Source organism: Roseburia sp. AF15-21, assembly GCF_003479505.1.
GTDB lineage: Bacteria > Bacillota > Clostridia > Lachnospirales > Lachnospiraceae > Roseburia_C > Roseburia_C amylophila.
On the sequence record NZ_QUHG01000002.1, the window covers coordinates 72,616 to 92,439 of the forward strand.

18 protein-coding genes and 1 riboswitch are annotated in these 19,824 nt (G+C 42.1%); of the genes, 14 read left to right on the plus strand and 4 right to left on the minus strand.

The window, feature by feature from the left end; genetic code table 11:
* The first annotated feature begins 138 nt into the window (after positions 1 to 138).
* The 3 genes from DWW33_RS03310 (at position 139) to DWW33_RS03320 (ending at position 2,509) form a co-directional block, all read left to right on the plus strand.
* On the plus strand, positions 139 to 978 hold the full coding sequence (locus tag DWW33_RS03310; RefSeq protein WP_118056932.1) for a DegV family protein: 840 nt from the start codon (positions 139 to 141) through the stop codon (positions 976 to 978).
* 138 nt (positions 979 to 1,116) lie between these two features.
* A complete protein-coding gene (locus DWW33_RS03315) occupies positions 1,117 to 1,920 on the plus strand; it encodes a hypothetical protein (RefSeq protein WP_158577447.1) in 804 nt (267 codons plus the stop codon).
* Positions 1,907 to 2,509 carry a dipicolinate synthase subunit B gene (locus DWW33_RS03320; RefSeq protein ID WP_117840754.1) on the plus strand — a complete coding sequence of 201 codons (603 nt, stop codon included), beginning with the start codon at positions 1,907 to 1,909 and terminating at the stop codon, positions 2,507 to 2,509. The genes DWW33_RS03315 and DWW33_RS03320 overlap by 14 nt, the downstream gene beginning before the upstream one ends.
* On the opposite strand, the gene asnB is transcribed toward DWW33_RS03320, so the two are convergent.
* Complete coding sequence (asnB, locus tag DWW33_RS03325) at positions 2,500 to 4,353, minus strand: asparagine synthase (glutamine-hydrolyzing) (protein ID WP_118638839.1); 1,854 nt, start codon at positions 4,351 to 4,353, stop codon at positions 2,500 to 2,502. The two genes, DWW33_RS03320 and asnB, sit on opposite strands and share 10 nt — an antisense overlap.
* A gap of 260 nt (positions 4,354 to 4,613) precedes the next feature.
* Here asnB and DWW33_RS03330 point away from each other — a divergent pair, with 260 nt between their 5' ends.
* Both DWW33_RS03330 and DWW33_RS03335 read left to right on the plus strand, forming a co-directional pair.
* A complete protein-coding gene (locus DWW33_RS03330) occupies positions 4,614 to 5,099 on the plus strand; it encodes a sigma-70 family RNA polymerase sigma factor (protein ID WP_117698937.1) in 486 nt (161 codons plus the stop codon).
* On the plus strand, positions 5,096 to 6,001 hold the full coding sequence (locus DWW33_RS03335) for an RsiV family protein (RefSeq protein WP_118638840.1): 906 nt from the start codon (positions 5,096 to 5,098) through the stop codon (positions 5,999 to 6,001). Before DWW33_RS03330 ends, DWW33_RS03335 begins: the two co-directional genes overlap by 4 nt.
* Positions 6,002 to 6,111: 110 nt before the next feature.
* Here DWW33_RS03335 and typA read toward each other — a convergent pair whose 3' ends face one another.
* Positions 6,112 to 7,941, minus strand: coding sequence for a translational GTPase TypA (gene typA, locus DWW33_RS03340; protein WP_118638841.1), 1,830 nt, complete (start codon positions 7,939 to 7,941; stop codon positions 6,112 to 6,114).
* A 387-nt stretch (positions 7,942 to 8,328) separates the two neighbouring features.
* Between typA and DWW33_RS03345 the strand changes: the two genes are divergently transcribed.
* From DWW33_RS03345 to dapB, 4 genes are all read left to right on the plus strand, one after another.
* Entirely contained in the window at positions 8,329 to 8,955 is a 627-nt protein-coding gene (locus DWW33_RS03345) for a single-stranded DNA-binding protein (protein ID WP_022242678.1), read from the plus strand.
* Between the two features lie 127 nt (positions 8,956 to 9,082).
* The gene (locus DWW33_RS03350; protein WP_117840760.1) at positions 9,083 to 9,568 is read left to right on the plus strand and encodes a cob(I)yrinic acid a,c-diamide adenosyltransferase; all 486 of its coding nucleotides are present in this window, start codon (positions 9,083 to 9,085) and stop codon (positions 9,566 to 9,568) included.
* 78 nt (positions 9,569 to 9,646) lie between these two features.
* Positions 9,647 to 9,825, plus strand: a riboswitch (Lysine riboswitch).
* 257 nt (positions 9,826 to 10,082) lie between these two features.
* Positions 10,083 to 10,973 carry a 4-hydroxy-tetrahydrodipicolinate synthase gene (dapA, locus tag DWW33_RS03355; RefSeq protein ID WP_118638842.1) on the plus strand — a complete coding sequence of 297 codons (891 nt, stop codon included), beginning with the start codon at positions 10,083 to 10,085 and terminating at the stop codon, positions 10,971 to 10,973.
* Positions 10,974 to 10,992: 19 nt separating this feature from the next.
* On the plus strand, positions 10,993 to 11,754 hold the full coding sequence (gene dapB, locus DWW33_RS03360; RefSeq protein ID WP_022242681.1) for a 4-hydroxy-tetrahydrodipicolinate reductase: 762 nt from the start codon (positions 10,993 to 10,995) through the stop codon (positions 11,752 to 11,754).
* Positions 11,755 to 11,850: 96 nt separating this feature from the next.
* Here dapB and asnA read toward each other — a convergent pair whose 3' ends face one another.
* Positions 11,851 to 12,861 carry an aspartate--ammonia ligase gene (gene asnA, locus DWW33_RS03365; RefSeq protein WP_022242682.1) on the minus strand — a complete coding sequence of 337 codons (1,011 nt, stop codon included), beginning with the start codon at positions 12,859 to 12,861 and terminating at the stop codon, positions 11,851 to 11,853.
* A 63-nt stretch (positions 12,862 to 12,924) separates the two neighbouring features.
* Positions 12,925 to 13,584 (minus strand): alpha/beta fold hydrolase, encoded by a 660-nt coding sequence (locus DWW33_RS03370; protein WP_022242683.1) that lies wholly within the window; start codon positions 13,582 to 13,584, stop codon positions 12,925 to 12,927.
* Between the two features lie 100 nt (positions 13,585 to 13,684).
* Here DWW33_RS03370 and DWW33_RS03375 point away from each other — a divergent pair, with 100 nt between their 5' ends.
* The 5 genes from DWW33_RS03375 to DWW33_RS03395 all read left to right on the plus strand — a co-directional run bounded on the left by DWW33_RS03375 (position 13,685) and on the right by DWW33_RS03395 (position 19,767).
* The gene (locus DWW33_RS03375) at positions 13,685 to 14,173 is read left to right on the plus strand and encodes a DNA-deoxyinosine glycosylase (RefSeq protein WP_118172783.1); all 489 of its coding nucleotides are present in this window, start codon (positions 13,685 to 13,687) and stop codon (positions 14,171 to 14,173) included.
* 6 nt (positions 14,174 to 14,179) lie between these two features.
* Complete coding sequence (locus DWW33_RS03380) at positions 14,180 to 15,934, plus strand: BglG family transcription antiterminator (RefSeq protein ID WP_118638843.1); 1,755 nt, start codon at positions 14,180 to 14,182, stop codon at positions 15,932 to 15,934.
* Positions 15,935 to 16,046: 112 nt separating this feature from the next.
* A complete protein-coding gene (locus DWW33_RS03385; RefSeq protein ID WP_158564690.1) occupies positions 16,047 to 17,447 on the plus strand; it encodes a PTS transporter subunit EIIC in 1,401 nt (466 codons plus the stop codon).
* Entirely contained in the window at positions 17,447 to 18,298 is an 852-nt protein-coding gene (locus DWW33_RS03390; protein WP_117696761.1) for an MBL fold metallo-hydrolase, read from the plus strand. Before DWW33_RS03385 ends, DWW33_RS03390 begins: the two co-directional genes overlap by 1 nt.
* A gap of 11 nt (positions 18,299 to 18,309) precedes the next feature.
* Positions 18,310 to 19,767, plus strand: coding sequence for a glycoside hydrolase family 1 protein (locus DWW33_RS03395; RefSeq protein ID WP_118638844.1), 1,458 nt, complete (start codon positions 18,310 to 18,312; stop codon positions 19,765 to 19,767).
* Positions 19,768 to 19,824 lie beyond the last annotated feature (57 nt).

Genomic DNA, 19,824 nt, shown 5'->3' on the forward strand with positions numbered 1-19,824 from the left:
TTTTCAAAACGTAATATTTATGATAATATGACATAGTAATGAAAACTACTTGTTATTACAAAGAAAAACATAACATATAATTTTAAACATTGCGTACATACTATAAGAGAGATGACTACGCAATCAGGAGGATAGAAAATGAGCTACAAAATCATAGTAGACAGCTGTGGAGAGTTATTTGATGATATGAAAGCAGATGGAAGATTCCAGTCTGTTCCGTTAGAGCTTGAGGTAGATGGATACCATGTGGTGGATGATGAATCCTTTGATCAACTGGAGTTTATTCGCAGGGTAAAGGAAAGCAGGCATAGCCCGAAGTCATCCTGCCCATCTCCACAGAGATATGTGGAAGCATATTTAGGAGAAGCAGAGCATGTATATGTAGTAACACTTTCCGGTAAATTAAGCGGTTCTTATAACAGTGCAGAGCTGGCAAAGAAGCTTTATTTAGAAGAACATATGGCAAAACAGATTCATGTATTTGATTCCTGTTCCGCATCCATTGGAGAGACTCTGATTGCAGAAAAGATACAGGAATCAGAGGAAGCCGGAAAGAGCTTTGAAGAAGTGGTTGCTGAGACAGAAAAATATATTAAAGACCAGCAGACCTTCTTTGTATTAGAGACTTTAGAGACTCTGCGTAAAAACGGCAGACTCAGTAACCTGAAAGCCTGGGTTGCCGGGGCATTAAATATCAAGCCGGTAATGGGGGCCACGCCCGAGGGTACAATCTGTCAGCTGGGACAGGCAAGAGGAATGGCAAAGGCATTGGACTATATGGTTAATGAAATTGTAAAGAGAACGAAAGAGTGTGAAAAGAAGATTTTATCCATCGCACATTGCAATTGTCCGGAACGTGCAAAACAGGTAAAAGAAAAATTGGAAAAGCTGGCAAAATTTAAAGATATCAGAATTGTAGATACTGCAGGAGTCAGCACCATGTATGCCAATAATGGCGGTGTTATTGTAGCAGTTTAAAAAATAGCAGATAAAAAGAAAACAGATAAAGGAAAACAGAATCGGTGCAAACCGGTTCTGTTTTCTTTTGCTGTCGGTAACAAAATGGAGCATCCGCATATAGTAATAACAGACGATTGCAAGGCAAGGAGGGATGAAATGCAAATCGCAATCATTGGAGCAGATGAAAGAACACCGGCATTGAAACGTTGTCTGACGGAATCAGGAATTGGAATCATAGAAATAACGGAGCAGAATATCCGGCGACTGATGCAGAGTCAGATTATTGTATTACCGTTGCGGGCACTGGAGGAGGATGGCAGAATCAGAGGAAGCAGGGTAAAAATAGGAATGGTATTATCCTATGCAGCGGAGAGAAGTGTTATTTATGGAGGTTGTTTCCCGGAGGTTCTGACACGAAGACCATCAGGGCGGCGGATACGGCTGGTTGATTATATGGAAGATGAAGTCTTTAGAAATGAGAATGCCGGACTGACAGCAGAAGGCTGCCTTGTAGAAGCAATGACAAAGAGCAGGTGCTGCGTGAAAGGAAGAAACTGTCTGGTGGCAGGTTTTGGTTATTGTGGAAGAGCCATGGCAAAGCTGCTTTTATCTTTGGAAGCGGAAGTAACTGTTTATGATATAAAGGAAGATTGCCAGCGGGTGGCAATGGAAATGGGGTGTAGCTTGTGGCAGGAGAATGCAGAGGAGCAGAACTTTGAGTGGATTTTTTATATGGCAGATAAACCATGTCCAATAGACACAGTCTTAAAATGGTGCGATGAGAAAACATATCTATGGGATATTACAACTGGTGGCGGACTTCCGGCAGAGGAGTTAGAAGAAAAAGGTATTCATGTGGAACATCTTACTGCCGTTCCTGGAAGAATACTGACAGAAAGTGCAGGAATCATTCTTGCACGGATGATAGAAAGAGGAGCAGCAGATTATGGAAGAGTATAAGCTTACATTAGGACTTGGAATTACCGGCTCTTTCTGCACTTTTGGGAAGATACTCCGGACGACAGAAGCACTGGTGCAAAAAGGAATAAAAGTTATTCCGGTATACTCCAGACATGCAGGAACTTTGGATACCAGATTTATGACAGCGGAAGTATTTCAAAACAGAATGCAGGAGATTACAGGAGAAAGGGGAATTCAAAGTATCGTACAGGCAGAAACCATCGGTCCGTCAGGACTTTTTGATGTGATGGCAATTGCACCATGTACCGGAAATACCATGGCAAAGCTGCAGCAGGGCATTGTAGATACCACAGTGCTTATGGCAGCCAAAGCGCATCTTAGAAATGAAAAGCCGTTGGTGCTGGCAATTTCTACCAATGATGCTTTGTCCATGAATCTTAGAAATATCGGACTGCTGATGAATATGAAGCATATCTATTTTGTACCTTTCCGGCAGGATGATTATCAGAAGAAGCCCCATTCACTGGTGGCAGATTTTGGACAGTTAGAGGATACCATAGCTGCAGCCATGAAAGGAAGACAGCTGCAGCCGGTGGTACTGTCTCCAATGCCGGTAGATTATAAATGAATGTCAGTCTTATATTCACTGAGCCAGTAATGAATCTGCAGGAGATAAGCAATCATCTGAGGACCTGCCATAAGCTGGCCATACCATGGTTTGCCATAGTCTCCTTCCTGATTTAAGAATTGCATAGTCTTTTCTTTATCAATCAGTGCAAGAAGGGGACTTTCCCCGGTGGTCAGCAGCACACTCAGACGCTGACGCAGGAGCTGTTCATAGTAAGGATGGTAGGTCTTAGGATAAGGACTTTTCTTGCGGAAAGTAATGGTGTCCGGAAGATAGTTTTTTGCACACTGCCGCAAAAGGTTTTTCACAAGACCATCTTTGGCCTTCATTTCCCATGGCACATTAAAGACATAGGAAACCAGGTTTTTATCTGCAAAAGGAACGCGGGCTTCCAGACCGGAGAACATACTGGTGCGGTCCATGCGGTTTAGCAGAGTCTGCATAAAGTAGCGGATGTTAAGATAGGAAATACGCCGGCGGCTGCATTCCGTATCATTGTCCGATGGCAGAATATCGACCTCTGCAATGGCATTTTCATAAGAACTTTGCACATAGGAATCTAAGGACAGTGCATCTGCAATTTCGTCTTTTAAGAAGGACTTGCGGAAAGACAAATCCGGTGTCCATGGAAACGTGTTGCAGGAAAGAAAATTCTTCCGGTGAAACCACGGATAGCCGCCGAAAACTTCATCGGCACATTCTCCGGTCAGGACTACCTTATGCTGCTTACTGACTTCCCGGCAGAAGAAGAGCAGGGATGAGTCAACGTCAGCCATACATGGAAGGTCATGGGCTTTCATGGAAGCAAAAAGTAAGTCAGCCTGGGAGCGGTTGTCACAGGTCAGATATTGATGCTCACTCTTAAGATAGTCTTTCATAATATCCACAAAGGGACGGTCTTCGGAGGGCTGAAAATCATTTGCCTTAAAGTAACGGGAATTATCTGTAAAGTCAAAGGAATAGGTAGAAAGAGTCTGCCCTTCTTTTCTTAATTCTTCCGCACAGACCGAAGAGACAAGACTGGAATCCAACCCGCCGGAAAGAAAGGTGCAGATAGGAACATCGGAAACCATCTGCCGGCGGATGGACTGTAACAGCAGCTCTTTTGTGTGGACAACAGTTTCTTCATAGCTGTCTGTATGTGGATGGCTTTCTAATCGGAAGTAACAGTAATCTTTCAGTCCGGAAGCACTGAAAGTGAGGTAATGTCCCGGCAGACATTCTGCCATATGCTCATAAACTGCGTTGCCGGGGTTCCTGGCAGGACCAAGCCCGAAGATTTCGCAGAGTCCTGTTTTATTTACCGAAGGGATGCAGCCGGGATAACAGAAAATTCCCTTCGGCTCGGAAGAAAAGATAAGTGTGTCATGAAAAAGCCGGTAAAAGAGCGGCTTTACACCAAAGGCATCCCGGAAGAGATAGAGAAGCTGATGAGCCTCATCATAAATGGCAAAAGCGAAAATACCATTCATTTTCCGGACAAAGGACGGTCCTTCAAAAAGAAATCCATTTAAAATGACTTCTGTATCGGAATGAGTACGAAAGGTCATGCCATGGGAAACCAGTTCCTCACGGAGTTCTTTCGTATTATAAAGTTCTCCATTATAGACGATGGTGAAGTCTGCGTCACAATAATGTCTGGTCATAGGCTGAAGTCCACCATGAGGATCAATAATGGCAAGCCGGGTGTGGGAAAACCCTGTATGAGAGGTTAAATAAATACCATGGGAGTCCGGCCCGCGGTGATAAAGTGCGTCACTCATATCAGATAGAATGTTACGATAATAAGGCTCCCTTTCTAAAAAATCAGTATGTAAATTACAAAAACCGGAAATACCGCACATAGCAATTCTCAATTCATTTTTTGTAGTAATCTATGCATTTCCCTAAATAAAAAGTACAAAAAAGAAGAGAGATTTATGAAAGATAGGAAGCATTTTCTAGGTGCAAAGCACAGGTAAGGAGTTGCCGGCAGTAAGTTGTGCGGGTTATAATAAAAAAGATGAAACTATTTTTCCGGCTGGAACGTCTAATTTACAGAAAGCAAAGGTTGAAAGGCTTTCTTTGCATATGCAGGTTTTCGGAAAGAGAAGAGGAAACAGGAATGAAGAAGAGAGGAATCGCAAAAGCGGTGGAGCAGGAAATCCTTGCATCCTATGAACAGCTTTACCGGCTGGCAATTACCTATGTAAAGAACGAACAGGACGCAATGGATGTAGTGCAGGAAAGTGCATATAAGGCAATGAAAAATGCCGGTCAGGTGAAGGAAGAAACCTATATTAAGACCTGGCTCTGGCGGATTGTTATAAATACGTCACTGGATATGTGCAAGAAACAGAAGCGTATCGTAAGTGGAGTATTTATCCCGGAAGAAGCAAAAGAAGATGTATACAAAGACTGGGATATGCTGGCAGCGTTGGAAGAATTAGAAGAACGGGAAAGAACCATTGTGATATTAAAATATTTTGAAGAATGGAAAATAGATGATATTGCAGATCTTCTGAAAGAAAATCCAAACACCGTAAAATCAATCCTGTATCGCAGCTTAAAGAAATTAAAGATAAAGATGTCCAGGGAGGAAATAGCATGAACCATGAGAAAATAGACAGGATGAAGCAGGAATATGAGCAGATAGAAGTCCCGGAAGCATTGAAAACGCAGGTGGAAGCCGGAATCAGAAAAGGAAAGAGGGATAACACGAAAGGCAGTATCCGCTTTTTAAAAGGAGCAGCAACGGTAGCGGCAGCTATGGTTGCACTGGTGATTTCGGTAAATGTAAGCCCGACAATAGCCCATGCCATGGAAGAGGTTCCATTACTTGGCACAATTGTAAAGGTAGTGAACTTTTCTACATATTCTGATGTACAGGATGATAAGAATATGGAAGCAAATGTAGACATTCCCCAGGTGGCAGTGACAAATCAGGATGGGGAAGTATTATCGGATGAGACGGACGAGCTGAATCAGGAAGTGAAAAAGTATGCCGGTGGTATTATTAAGTCTTATCAGTCTGATGTAGCTTCCATTGAAGATGGTGAGAATGGTAATGAGGCAGTGAATTCGTCTTATCAGGTAGTGACAGATAACGACCGGCTGTTTGCTTTAAGAATTGATACTTCCATTGTAATGGCAGGATCGAACCAGTATACGAAAATCTATAATATAGATAAGAAAACCGGAAATACCATTACATTAAATGATTTATTTCAGAAGGATTCCGATTATCTGGACCGGATTTCAGAGGAAATAGAAAAGCAGATGAAGGAAAATATGGAAAAAGACAGTAACCTGCAATACTTCTTAGACAGGGATGTAGATGGCTACAGCTTTGATGGAATTAAGAATGATGTAAATTTCTATGTCAACAAAGAAGGAGAGTTGACCATTGTTTTTGATAAATATGAAGTAGCACCGGGTTATATGGGAATTGTAGAATTTACGATTCCGACCAGTGTGGTTTCTGATATTATAAAGGACGGATATCTGCAATAATATGGCAAAGATGGTGCGTACTAGGCATTTATAGTAATCGAAAACTCCCCCGGATATTGGAAGAAATTTCAATATCCGGGGGAGTTCTTATGCTATATCATGAGATACTTTTATTTCTTGAAGTTAGCTCTCTTTCTTAAGGTCGGGTCAAGAATACGTTTACGGATACGTAAGGATTCCGGAGTAACCTCTAAGAGCTCGTCAACATCGATAAAGTCTAATGCCTGCTCTAAGGAAAGTATCTTCGGTGGAACCAGGGTCAGAGCTTCGTCTGCGGAAGAAGAACGTGTATTGGTTAAGTGTTTCTTCTTGCATACGTTTAATTCAATGTCTTCCGGTTTAGAGGAAGAACCGATGACCATACCGGAGTAAACCTTTACACCAGCTCCGATGAAGAGAGTACCACGTTCCTGAGCGGAGAACAGACCGTAAGTTACGGATTCGCCGGATTCGAAAGCAATCAGGGAACCAAGTTTACGATAAGCAATATCTCCCTTGTATGGAGCATAGCCATTGAAAATGGTATTGATGATACCATTTCCCTTGGTGTCGGTTAAGAAGTCTCCACGGTAACCGATAAGACCACGGGATGGAATGTTAAATTCCATACGGGTATAGCCGCCGCTGATTGGACGCATATCTACCATTTCACCTTTACGCTGGCTTAATTTATCAATAACAGTACCGGTGAATTCATCCGGAACGTCAACATAAGCTAATTCCATAGGCTCTAATTTCTTGCCGTTTTCATCGGTGTGGTAAAGAACTTCAGCCTTGCTGACTGCAAATTCATAACCTTCACGACGCATATTTTCGATTAATACGGAAAGATGTAACTCACCACGTCCGGAAACCTTGAAGCAGTCTGCACTGTCAGTTTCTTCTACACGAAGACTGACATCCGTATTTAACTCACGGAACAGCCGGTCTCTTAAGTGACGGGAAGTGATGAATTTACCTTCCTGTCCGGCAAGCGGACTGTCGTTAACCATGAAGTTCATGGAAAGCGTAGGCTCGGAAATCTTTTGGAAAGGAATGGCAACCGGGTCGTCTGTTGCACAGATGGTATCACCGATATGGATGTCTGCAATACCGGAAATAGCAACGATGGAACCGATTTTTGCTTCCTTTACTTCTACTTTATTCAGACCATCAAATTCGTATAATTTGCTGATTTTGACTTTTTTCTGTTTATCAGGCTCGTGGTGGTTTACAACGATAGCATCCTGGTTTACCTTTAAGACACCGTTGTCTACTTTACCAACACCGATTCGTCCAACGTATTCATTGTAATCAATGGTACTGATAAGAACCTGGGTGTTTGCATCCGGGTCACCGGTAGGAGCCGGGATGTAGTCGATAATGGTTTCGAATAAAGGAGTCATATCCTTGCGCTCATCGTTTAAATCTCTCATGGCGTATCCATCTCTTGCAGAAGCGAAGATGAAGGGGCAGTCTAACTGTTCTTCAGAAGCGTCTAAATCCATGAAAAGCTCTAATACTTCATCAATAACTTCTTCTGGTCTTGCTTCCGGACGGTCAATTTTATTGATACATACGATAACCGGCAGATTCAGTTCCAGTGCTTTCATAAGAACGAATTTGGTCTGTGGCATAGCACCTTCAAATGCATCTACTACAAGAATAACACCGTTTACCATTTTCAGAACTCGCTCAACCTCACCACCGAAGTCGGCGTGGCCAGGAGTATCAATGATATTAATTTTTACATCTTTGTAGAATACAGCGGTATTCTTAGAAAGAATGGTAATACCACGTTCACGCTCAATATCATTGGAATCCATGACACGTTCCTGGACTTCCTGATTGGCACGGAATACACCACTCTGTTTCAACAGCTCATCGACCAGAGTAGTTTTACCGTGGTCAACGTGGGCGATGATAGCTATGTTTCTAATATCGTCTCTTGTTGTTTTCATATAAAATCCTTCCTTCTATCAGTGCATAAAATTCAGTTTCTTCTTATATATATGCCTGTCTATAAATGACCGGCGTTTTTATTCTATCACATATTGAAAAATACGCAAGTATTTCTTTCTTTACAGAAAATTGCTTTCCTGTAAAGAAAAAAACGCTCCGCGAGGATGCGCACTGCGGCGTATAAGGTAGATGTCGCAAGCGACCGCCGCAGGCGCGAGAATGTGCCAAGGCACATTCTTTGTTCAAGGACACAGCGCATATGCATGGAAAAGTGGCTTTATGCATAATATATCCAAAATGTTATCGACAGATTTTGATGAGTTTCATCTCATTGGAATGGTACTGTAAAAACGTTCGAAAACACACTAAATAAAGGAGAAAGATTCATGGCAGATAAGATTTTAGAAAACAACCAGGTATCCATTGTAGGGGAGATTATTTCCGATTTCCAATACAGTCATGAAGTGTATGGGGAAGGCTTTTATATGGTAGAGGTAGCGGTCAGCAGATTAAGTAATTTTTCCGACTACATTCCATTGATGATTTCAGAGCGTCTGATTGACACTTCACAGAGTTACATAGGACAGAAGGTATATGTGACCGGACAGTTCCGTTCCTATAACAGACATGAGGAACTTAAGAACCGGCTGGTTCTCTCCGTATTCGTCCGGGAGATTGAGTTTATTGAAGAAGAGACGGAGGAGATGAAGAGCAACCAGATTCTTCTTGATGGCTATATCTGTAAAGACCCGATTTACCGTAAGACTCCTCTTGGAAGAGAAATTGCAGACCTGTTGGTGGCGGTAAACCGTTCCTATGGAAAATCTGATTATATCCCATGCATCTGCTGGGGAAGAAATGCAAGATTTGCCGCAAGATTTGAGGTGGGTGTGCATGTGCAGATCTGGGGCAGAATCCAGAGCAGGGAGTATGTCAAACGCTTAAATGAGGATGAGGTAGAGAAGCGTACCGCCTATGAAGTATCCGTGAGCAAAATTGAATATATGGAATAAAATAGTAGAAATAAAGAATAATTGAGAAAGCATGAAACATACAGACATTGCTTTTTATTGGAAATTGTGGTATCGTAAGTAAATCTGGGATTAAGAGTCCCTGTAAGAATTGGCATGGAGGTTTGTCATGGAAAAGGGTTTCGTACAGATTTATTATGGTGCAGGTCGTGGAAAGACCAATGCTGCACTGGGCAATGCGTTGCGGGCAGCCGGAGAGAATAAGAGTGTAATTATTATCCAGTTTTTAAAAGGAAAAACAGATGATCAGATTGCTTATATGAAGCAGTTAGAACCGGAAATCAAGGTATTCCGTTTTGAAAAATCAGAAGAGAATTATGATGAACTGCCGGAAGAAAGACAGGCAGAAGAGAAACTCAATATGAAAAACGGACTGAATTTTGCCAAGAAAGTGCTGGTTACCGGTGAATGCAATGTACTGATTCTGGATGAAGTTCTGGGCCTTATAGATGCCGGAGTAATTTCGTCGGAAGAATTAGAAGCTGTTTTAAAAGCAAAGATGGATGAAACAGAGGTTATTATGACCGGAAGGGTATTAGAAGAATCCATTCGCAGTTATGCAGATGAGATTTATAAGATTACTGCGGAAAAATAAGAAAGAAAATGTAAAATGTCTGCATAGGACGTTGACAGATAGTAGCAGCGGTGCTATATTGAGGTAAGAAATTTAATATATGAAGGTAGAGGTTGCGTGAGACAAGAGTACTTGGTCGGATATGGCAGACATAGAAGAAGACATAAGGAAAGGGGAACACGCCGAAAGGTTATTTTTCCTGCAAAGAATAATCTTGGGCATGGATTGAAGAAGTTCATGACTGTCATCTTGTAATAAGATGGGGCGCTATCGGTATGATCCATAATAATTTAAGTGGAATATCAACCGGCTCCCTGTGAGCCGGTTTTTTTACTTTACAGGAAATTGCTTTCCTGTAAAGAAAAAAACGCTCCGCGAGGATGCGCACTGCGGCGTATAAGGTAGATGTCGCAAGCGACCGCCGCAGGCGCGGGAATGTGCCAAGGCACATTCTTTGTTATGCTGGTAATAAAAGCAAAACAAACGATATCTTCATACAATAAATAAGATACTTATAAAGTGGAGGAAAAAGAACATGTCTATTTACAAAGGTTCCGGAGTTGCAATTGTAACCCCAATGAAAGCAAATGAAGAAGTTAACTATGACAAATTAGCAGAATTAATTGAAGAACAGATTTCTGAAGGTACAGACTGTATCGTAATCGCAGGAACAACCGGAGAGAGTTCTACCTTATCCATGGAAGAACATCACAAAGTAATCTGTGCAGCAGTAGAATTTGCAAAACACAGAGTTCCAGTAGTAGCAGGAACCGGTTCTAACTCAACGGAGACAGCAATCCAGTTGACCCAAGAAGCAGAAGAAGCAGGAGCAGACGGAGCACTTATCGTAACTCCATATTATAATAAGGCAACACAGAAAGGTTTAATCGGACATTATTCTAAGATTGCACAGGAAACAAGACTTCCGATTATTATGTATAATGTACCGGGAAGAACCGGATGTAACCTTCTGCCGGAGACAGTTGCAGAATTATTCCGCACCCAGGAAAATATTGTTGGATTAAAAGAAGCAACCGGTAACCTTGCACAGGCATCTAAGACCATGTACTTAACCGATGGAAAGCTTGATTTATATTCCGGAGAAGACGGACTGGTTGTACCGCTTATGTCCATTGGTGGAATCGGAGTAATTTCCGTGTGGGCAAACCTTGCTCCGACAAAAGTGCATAATATGTGTGAAAGCTTCTTCAAAGGAGACCTTGCAACAGCAAATCAGTTACAGAGAGAAGCCCTTCCATTGATTGATGCATTATTCTGTGAAGTAAACCCGATTCCGGTAAAAGAAGCATTAAATCTTATGGGCAAGAACGTCGGACCGCTTCGTTCCCCGCTTTGCGAGATGGAGCCAGCCAATAAAGAGAGACTGATTCAGGCAATGCGTACATATGGATTAAAATTAGTATAAGAAACTGGAGATGATAGAGATGACAAAAGTAATCATGCATGGCTGTAATGGAAAAATGGGTCAGGTAATAACCGGCCTGATTGCGCAGGACGAAGATGTGAAAATTGTAGCCGGAATTGATACCTATGATGAAAAGAAAAATGATTATCCGGTATATAAGACCATCCGGGAATGCCAGATTGCAGCAGATGTTGTGATTGATTTTTCAAATGCGAAGGCAGTAGATGAACTGTTAAATTACTGTGGCGAGAAGAAGCTTCCGCTGGTACTTTGCACCACTGGTTTATCCGAAGACCAGCTGGCGAAAGTTACTGAGACCAGCAAAGAGACTGCAATTTTAAAATCTGCCAATATGTCACTTGGAATCAATACCTTAATGGATTTATTGCAGACTGCTATAAAGAAGCTTGCACCTGCCGGCTTTGATGTGGAAATCGTAGAGAAACATCATAACCAGAAGCTGGATGCGCCGAGTGGAACTGCTCTTGCATTAGCAGATGCCATGAATGAAGCTATGGACAATACCTATTCCTATAAATTAGACAGGAGCAGTGAACGGAAGAAGAGAGATGCAAAAGAAATCGGTATTCAGGCAGTCCGTGGAGGAAGCATTGTTGGTGAACATGAAGTAATCTTCGCAGGAACTGATGAAGTGATTGAATTTAAGCATACGGCATATTCTAAGGCAATCTTTGGGAAAGGAGCTGTAGAAGCAGCAAAGTTCTTAAAGGGAAAACCTGCCGGAATGTATGATATGCATGATGTAATCCGTGCAGAGTAGAGTTGGGCACGCATATAATTACAAAATAAGAAATCCCCGGTATCATATCCGAAAAAGATATGATACCGGGGATTTAATATTTACGCATAGTTCGTTTTACAATAACTGGATACCTGCATCTGCTGCAGCCTTGCACATGTCTTCCGGCCAGAGAGAAGACTGGACTTCTCCGATATGGGCCTTACGAAGGAAGAACATACAGATACGGGACTGTCCGATTCCTCCACCGATGGTATATGGAAGTTTGCCATCAATGATTGCTTTCTGGAAAGGAAGCTTAGCACGTTCCGGGCAGCCTGCTTTATCAAGCTGTGAGAGCAGTGCAGCCTTGTCTACACGGATTCCCATGGAAGATAATTCCAGTGCAATATCAAGGACAGGATAGTATACTAAGATGTCGGCATTTAAAGACCAGTCATCGTAGTCCGGGGCACGTCCGTCATGACGCTCGCCGGATTCTAAGACATCACCAATCTGTAAGATGCAGACAGCACCCTTTGCCTTGGTTATGTAATATTCACGCTCCTTTGGAGTATTTTCAGGGAACATATCCTCTAATTCCTGAGTGGTAATGAAGAAGATATCATGCGGAAGAATCTCTTCAATATAATCGTACTGGATAGCCATATATTTTTCTGTTTTACGAAGACATTTGTATACAGTACGGACAGTATCTTTTAAAGTTTCCATGCTGCGGTCTTTCTTTGCAATGACTTTTTCCCAGTCCCACTGGTCTACGAAGATAGAGTGGATATTATCTGCGATTTCATCGCGGCGGATAGCATTCATATCGGTGTAAAGACCTTCGCCCTCTTTGAAATCATAATGCTTTAAGGCATAACGTTTCCATTTAGCAAGAGAGTGAACAACTTCTGCTTTACGCTCATTCTGTTCTTTGATGGTGAACGTAACCGGACGCTCCACACCATTTAAGTTATCATTTAATCCGGAATCAGGGTCAACGAAAAGTGGTGCTGAAACACGGGAAAGGTTTAAACGCAGGGAAAGCAGATTCTGGAAGAAATCTTTCACTGTTTTAATCGCAATCTGTGTATCATGCAGGTTAAGTTGAGACTGATAATTTTTTGGTATAATCAGATGTTCCATAATAGCTCCTTTTTCATTTTAGTCTGCAATTATTATAGCACAGCAATTCGAGTTTGCAATGGATTATTTGTTTAAAAAAGAGTACAGAAGCGGATATAATTTATCACTGTGTTCAATATAACTTCCATGACCTTCTCCCGGAACAATAACCAGAGTGGCATGCTCAATATTTTCTGCAATCTTTTTTGTAACCTTTTTCTTGATTAAATCTTTTTCGCCGGCTAAGACAAGGGTTGGAATCTTGATTTTATGTAAGTCCACCGGCTGGATATCTGGCTCATTGAGCATCATTGTGGAAAAAGGATTCGGATTCTTTTTGCATTCCCTGCGGATGCGGCGGTAGTCTCTTCCTTTGATGTCCTTTGGCGTCAGGTTTGCACCGCTGATCATAAGCTTGGAGAGCTTATCCGGGTATTTCGAAGCTAAGAGAAGTCCGACGATACCGCCGTCACTGAAGCCATAAAAGAGAGGGGCCTTTAATTCTAAGGCATCAATAAAAGCTGCCATGTCATCTGCCATATCCATGTAATGAAGTTCTTTTGGAGAAGCAGAAAGACCGTGACCTCTGGAATCGATGGCATAAACGGTGTAATGTTCGGCAAGCTCCGGAATCAGTACATCAAAAATTTCGTGGGTTTCGCCATTTCCATGCACCAGCAGGAAAGGCTGCCCTTCGCCATATTTTTCATAATAGAGAATCTGACCATTTAATTGAATATACATAATGATTATCGTCCTTTAAAATTGATTATTTTGTCATTCTATTTTATAGTAAAGGTAATTCAACTTTTTTAGTGTAGCATTTTATAAAGGAGAAAACAAGATGGAGACAGAACATGTTATGCATACTTTTGCCCCGGTATACGATAAAAAATCCAGAGTATTAATCTTAGGCACGTTCCCGTCGGTCAAGTCAAGAGAGAAGCGGTTTTACTACGGCCATCCGAGAAACCGCTTCTGGAAAGTAACGGCGGCAGTATGCGGCTGTGAGGTCCCAGAGACGATAGAAGAAAAGAAGGCATTTCTTCTTGAAAATCATATTGCTATCTGGGATGTTATTGCATCCTGCGACATAGCAGGATCTTCAGACAGCAGCATAACAAATGTTGTGGCAAATGATATTGAACGGCTGTTAACGGAGGCTCCCATCGAGGCTGTTTTCCTAAATGGCGCAAAAGCCTACGAATTATTTATGAAATACTGTTCCTGTAAGGATAAGGCAGAAATCTGCAAGCTGCCGTCCACCAGTCCTGCCAATGCTGCATGGAGTCTGGAGCGGCTGATAGAAGAATGGAAGAAAATCAGGAGATAGGATGAAATGTATACAGACAGACAGTTAAAGATTATAGCGATCTTAAAAAGCGCAGATGACTGGATGAGCGGTTCCCTTCTGCGGGAAAATATCGGGGTGAGCAGCAGGACACTGCAGATGGATATTAGGGCAATCAATGAGAAACAGTCAGGAGAGCCTCTGATACAGTCTAATAACCGGCTGGGGTATCTTTTGAAAAATAAGATTGCATTAGAGCAGGAACAGAAAAGTTACGGACAGGAGAACTATGTGCATTCCAAGCAGATTATTACTTTGCTGCTGTTTGAAAAGGAGTATACCAGTATTGGAACGATTTCTGAGCGATTATTTTTTTCCCGGTCATCTGTAACTTCTGACCTGCCGCAGGTAAAGCGGATTATAAGCCGCACGCCGGGGGCAAATCTTTTGGTATCCGGACAATATGGACTTAAGATTCAGGCATCGGAGAATGTAAAGAGAATCATGTGCATGAAGACCATGCAGAGCAGACAGGATTATCATATGTTGTTTTCGGAAGAAGAGATGGAGCAGTTTGCAGAAAATCAGAAGAAGTTACAGGCAGTGCTGGCAGAAATATTTACCAGAAATCAGTTTATCGTATCAGGAGAAGCTTATCATGATTTTGCACGTTATCTGGCAGTGTGCATGATGCGAAGCCGGATGGGATTTTTAGTAACAGAAGGGGAGGACGGCAGCAACTGCCCGGGCAGACTGGCAATGGAGCTGGTGGAAGAGATAGAGAAAGTCTGCGGATATCATTTTCAGGAAATGGAAATGCAGAATGTAGAGGCACGCTTAAAGGAATTGAATATGGTCTGTAAGGAGACGGACATTCAACTGGATATGCTGCAGAAATTGGAAGAATTTATCCAGCGGGTGCAGGAGGAAACCGGACTTAAATTGCAGGTGGAGCGGGACCTTTTAGAGGTTTTATCAGACCATGTGTCAAGAATGGAACTCCGGATTCAGAATGGACGTAATAATATCGGTAATCATACCAAAGAAATGGCGAAGCGGTATCCGCTGGAAATGCATCTTTTAAGAACCTGTTTAAGTCCTGTTTTAAATACAGAGATTCCGGATGCGGAAATGGGCTATCTGGTGCTTTATTTTGCATCTGCCATTGAACGGAACAGAAGAAAGCCGGATATTTTATTTATCAGTGACCAGAGTGCCAGCAGCATTTATAATGTGCAGAATAAATTAAAAGGCTTCTTAGGGGAGCGAATCAGTGAGATAACAGTTATCCCGGAATATTTATTTGAACAGAGAAAGGAGTGGTATTGCCGGAATTACCAGCTTCGGATTACATCGGAAAAGGAGCTGGTATTAAAGGATGCTTCCTTTACTTATCTCGACCTCTTTGCAGACAATGAGCAGATTATGCGGCTGGGGAGAAATGTTGATAAGCTTGAAAATAACTACTGGAAGGAAACGGAAGAAAAGCTCCGGAAAAAATATGGCACAAAGGACAGTCTGTATCTGATAGAAGAAGTGGCAGACTTTGATGATTTAAAGAAAAGAATCGGCTATGAATATCAGGAACAGAAGGTGTCGAAGGAGACCATCGGAAGCAACCGTCTTTCTATGATTGACCATGAGCAGGATGGCAGAAATAAGATTTATCGCATTTATCTTAAAAAGCCATTTTCTTATGGTGGTAAGCAGATTACAGAAGTTATTGCAGCACATTATGGCGGAGAAGGGGATATGATAGAATTCTTTGACTATGTAAAAGAGCTGTTAGGTGGACAGAGCTAGGCAGAGGATTTCGCTATTAGTGACGCAAAAGTATAAATTTCCTGAAACATAAAAGCACGGTATAATAAGCTTAACAAAATAAATGCGGGTCATTTATGAAAGGAGAATGTTTATGGGAAAAAATTATGAGAAGCTGGGAGATGAAATTATTACCCGGCTGGGAGGAGAACAAAATATTACCAAGCTGTTTCACTGTGCTACAAGACTTCGTTTTCAGCTTGCAGATATGTCTAAGGCAGACCTGGAAGGAATCAAGAAGCTGCCGGATGTCATGGGCGTAGTAGAAAGTGTTGGCGGTGTTCAGGTTATCATTGGAAATGATGTAGCATCCGCTTATGCTGCAATTGTAGCAAAGCATAAGATTGAAAACAGCGGTGATGGCAAGATGGTTGAAAAAGCAGATGCAGCACCGGAGAAAAATGGAATTGTATCAAAAATTCTCAATGTGCTTTCTGCCATTTTAGGACCGGCAATTCCACTGATTATGTGTAGTGGATTGATTTCAGCATTACTGATTATTTTAACCAAGTGCGGACTGAGTACAGAAGGCACAACCTATACCATCATCAGCATGGTTGGAAATGCAGCATTATATTTCCTGCCGGTATTACTGGCATATACTTCTGCCAAGAAATTCGGCTGTGATATTATGACCAGTGTTTTCCTTGGCGCAATTATGATTAGTCCGACATTGATTGGATTAACGGAGCAGGGAAGCTTTGTATCACTTTTCGGACTGCCGGTGAAAACAGTAAATTACAGCTCTACCGTAATTCCAATTATTTTAACCATCTGGATCTTCAGCTATGTAGAGAAGCTGGTAGTTAAAATTGTTCCAGCAGCAGTTAAATTTGTATTTAAACCGTTACTGTCTGTTATTATCATGATTCCAGTTATGTTATGTATTACCGGACCAATCGGAAGCTATTGTGGAGACCTTTTATGCAAAGCACTGACCGCAATCAATAACGTAGCACCTTGGTCTTCTGTATTAATTGTTGGCTGTCTTGCACCACTTTTAGTATTAACCGGAATGCATCTTGCATTGATTCCGCTTGTAATGTCCATGTTTGCAACAGCAGGATATGATAATATGTTATTCGTTGCATTTATCGGAATGAACTTCTCACAGTTCGGTGTAGCATTAGCTTGTATGTTAAAAACTAAAAATAAAAACCTTCGTACACTGGCATCTTCCTGTGCAATTACAGCATTCTTGGCAGGAGTTACAGAGCCTACCCTTTATGGAATCTGTGTACGAATGAAGAAACCTTTGATTGCTACCTGGATTGCATGTATCGTAAACGCAATCTTCTGTGCGATCTTCAGCGTAAGAGTATACAGCTTCGGCGCTCCATCCTTCTTTACAATGCCGATTTTCTTAAATCCGGATGGAACGATGAGTAACTTCTATTTTGCAATTGCAGCAGCAGCAATTACCATTGTAGTAAGCTTTGTATCAACCTGGGTGTTAGGATTTGATGACAGCATTTATGGAGAGGAAGCAGCTTAATGGAAAAAAGTCTGAATGTAGTGGAAAAAATATCGGATCAGCTTTATGTGATTACGGAGACAGAGAGTGTGCATTGTTATCTTGTTATAGGAAGTGATAAGGCAATGCTCTTTGACATCGGATATGGCTATGAAAATATCATGCCACTGGTTCGTACAATTACAGATTTGCCGGTTATGCTGGTGTTAAGCCACGGTGATCCGGATCATGGTCTTGGAAGCAAATGGTTTGATGAAGTGTGGATACATCCGCTGGACTGGGGAAAGCTTCTTTGGAATGACACTACAGAGATGCGTAAAAAAGCAATGGATTACAGGGTAAATAAAATGCCCTGGACAAAAGAACTGATACCGGAAGAGTTCCCAGAGTGGAGAATCAGCAGTAAGACGAAACCTCATTTTCTCTGTCATGGAGACAAGATTTCGCTGGGAGATATTGAATTTACGGTATTACATACGCCGGGACATAGCTATGGACATATTATGCTTCTGGAAGAGGAGAAAAAATGGCTCTTTTCCGGAGATCAGATATCTGCACACAACATCTGGCATTTTCAGGGAAATGATGTGCAGGCTCCCTTCCGGAGTACACTTCACAGTTTGAAGGAGCTGGCATTAAAAGTAACAGAGGATTATAAAATTTATCCGGCACATGACATTATTCCGATTCAGAAAAATTATCTGACAGATTTGATAGACTGTTTCGAATGGGAACTGCAGGAGAATTATAAAAAGGATGCACCATTCCATTCTTTTGCAGGAGACGGCTATCAGCATTTTTATCAGACTGTAAATCTCATATATTCTGATGAGCGGCTGGGTGAATTCCTCGGAAGGAAAATAGAGCGATAGGGGGAGTGTAAGTGGAATTTCCAGACAATTTTTTGTGGGGCGTGGCGACGGCTGCGAACCAGTGCGAGGGAGGATATTTAGAAGGAGGAAAAGGACTTACCATACAGGACTATGTCAAAGGTGGTGGAATCGGAAAGCCACGGATGTTTCGCAGTACCATGGAAGAAGGAGCATTCTATCCGAGCCATGATGCGGTAGACCATTATCATCATTATGAGGAAGATATCCGCCTTTTGGCGGAGATGGGCTGCAAATGTTATCGCATGAGTATCAGCTGGGCAAGAATTTTTCCAACCGGATGCGAAGAGGAGCCAAATCAGGAAGGACTTTCTTTTTATAAAAACATCTTTACCCTGTGCAAATCCCATGGCATAGAGCCGGTGGTGACCTTAAGCCACTTTGAAATGCCATGGTATCTGGTAAAAGAAAAGGGCGGTTTTGCAAACCGGGAAGTAATTGATGATTTTGTTCGTTATGCCTGTTGTGTAATGAATTATTTTAAAGAGGAGGTACATTACTGGCTTTTATTTAACGAGATTAACTTTGGCGTAATGCCAATGGGTGCTTATAAGTCGCTGGGGCTGCTTGATGGAAAATATCTCGGCGGGGAAGCATTTATTTCTCTTAAATCCATGACCGTAGACGAAAAAGTAAGATTCCAGGCATTACATCACCAGTTTGTTGCCGGAGCAAAAACGGTGATAGAAGCAAGGAAAATCAGCCCGGAAATAAAAGTGGGCTGTATGATTGGACACATTACGCAGTATCCGCTGACCTGCCGGCCGGAAGATATGTTAGAGTGCCAGCACAAAGACCGGCTATTAAATAAATTTGCCGGAGATGTAGCCGTGTTCGGCAGTTATCCGTCTTATATGAACCGTTATTTTAAAGAACATCAAATTACGCTTCAGAAGGAGCCGGAGGATGATGCAATATTAAAAGCCGGCTGCGTGGACTTCTACACCTTCAGTTATTATATGACAAACTGCGCTACGATAGATGTCGCAGCAGAGCAGACCGATGGAAATCTTTTGGAGGGAGCCAGGAATCCGTATCTGACCGCCAGTGAATGGGGCTGGCAGATAGACCCGAAGGGACTGCGTTATACACTAAATGAGCTGTGGGACCGATATCATCTTCCGATGATGGTAGTGGAAAATGGATTTGGGGCACCGGATGAAGTCGATGCAGATGGAAGCATCCACGATGATTACCGTATTTCCTATCTCAATGACCATATCGCAGCAATGGGCGAGGCAATCAAGGACGGTGTAGACCTGTTCGGCTATACCATCTGGTCAGCCATGGATCTTGTCAGTGCCGGAACCGGCGAAATGAAGAAGCGTTACGGACTCATCTATGTGGACAGACATGATGATGGCAGCGGAGATTTTAAGCGAATCCCAAAAGACAGCTATTACTGGTATGCAAAGTGCATTCAGGAAAACGGAAAAAATATTACCGCATAAAGGATTGTGGAGATAAAAAGTAAGATGCGTACAGCGGGTATTGGGTATGCATCTTAC